We start from the raw sequence: 1,517 nt of genomic DNA, 5'->3' as shown, positions 1-1,517 counted from the left end.
TGCACCTGGCTAGTATTGACCCTTCTGTGAAGAGCCCTTTTGACTTACCATAATCATGGATAAGGCAAACAAAAGACAACCTCTGGAGATGGCAGCCATTTTCAGAGAATATGGGGGTAATTTTATAGCAAGAGGTAAACTGTCCATAGATCAGCTCAAAGCCTACAACGCTATCTGCTCCTGCCGAACTTCGGCAATGGGGGGCCATGTAGACAGTTGTGATAAATGTGGGCATTGCCAGGTGTCTTATAACTCCTGCCGAAATCGTCACTGCAACAAATGCCAATACACAAAGCAATTGGTATGGGTCGATAAGTTGAGAAGCGCCTTGCCAGTATGCAGGTATTTTCATGTGGTCTTCACTATTCCATCGCAGCTCCAAAAGACCTTCTACATCAACCAGCGAGAGTGCTACAAACTATTGTTTCAAGCTTCAGCAGAGACGTTGTTGAAAGTAGGTCGCAATCCCAAGTTCCTGGGAGCTGAAACCGGAGCTGTGTCTGTGTTGCATACCTGGGGTCAGGCGCTCACCTACCACCCACACATACACATGTTGGTGCCTGCCGGAGGCTTGTCCGAGGATGGAGTTGAGTGGGTCAATGCAGGTAAAAAGTTCTTTCTGCCTGTCAAAGTGTTGTCTTCTATATTCAGAGGCGTACTGTGGGACAAGCTCAAAAGTAAGATTGAGTCAGGTCACATCAAGTTGGCCGACAACTTTTCAGACACCACCACGCTCAAAGCAGCTCTTTATGCTAAAAACTGGCATGTATATATTAAAAAACCATTGGCTGGTCCTGAGTCGGTCGTTCAGTACCTGGGTAAATACACCCACAGGGTGGCTATCAGCAACAGCCGACTGGTGTCAGCCAGCGATGGTAAAGTCACCTTCCGGTGGAAGAACTACCGCCAGCGGCTTGCCAATCAGTTACTCAGTTTAGATGTCCAGGAGTTTATCGGCAGATTCATGAGGCATATTCTTCCTTCTGGCTTTTACAAGATCAGGTACTATGGATTGCTTGCTCCAGCAAATAGACCTAAAAAGCAACAATGCATGAGCCTGATAGGAAAAGATCGGCCGGTCTCCTTACTACAAGGTCTAAAAGCTAAGCAGGTTCTGGCAATAGTCACGGGAAAGAATCCTGACATATGCCCTAAATGCCTGCTAGGCCAGTTGATCCCAAAAACTATCCTTGATCCGGTGTAATGACTTATAGAATAAATCGATCTTTGATGTATTGGCTGTTCTTTTTCTGGCCAACCTGCGAGTGGCAGGGAAATCTCCGTCCAAACCTCATTCACAAACCTTGGGTAGCAGTGCTTACCACCACTTCGGTGGTGCCAACAGTGGTTAGTTTTTCAGCCCAACAAGCGGCAAGGCGGCAGCGGTAACCTAACTACCCCCATAGCACCCAGGAGCCCCGTTCAACGCTGTTTTAGAGCCAATTTGTCTTTACCGACCCAGCATTAAACCGATTGGTTTATCTTTGGACAAACTGGCTCTAAAACACTATATTGTT

The 1,517-nt window shown here is 46.9% G+C and carries 1 protein-coding gene; it reads left to right on the top strand.

Annotated features, from left to right (window positions below; translation table 11 throughout):
• Positions 1–55: 55 nt before the first annotated feature.
• Positions 56–1,204 carry an IS91 family transposase gene (locus GC130_RS25480; RefSeq protein WP_193218011.1) on the top strand — a complete coding sequence of 383 codons (1,149 nt, stop codon included), beginning with the start codon at positions 56–58 and terminating at the stop codon, positions 1,202–1,204.
• Positions 1,205–1,517: the final 313 nt, after the last annotated feature.

Source organism: Imperialibacter sp. EC-SDR9, assembly GCF_902498805.1.
Classification (GTDB): Bacteria; Bacteroidota; Bacteroidia; order Cytophagales; family Cyclobacteriaceae; genus Imperialibacter.
This window is presented reverse-complemented; position numbering and strand designations above follow the sequence as displayed.

Coding starts and splice junctions, on each gene's coding strand:
- GC130_RS25480 (WP_193218011.1), top strand. CDS start 56: ATGGATAAGGCAAACAAAAGACAACCTCTGGAGATGGCAGCCATTTTC.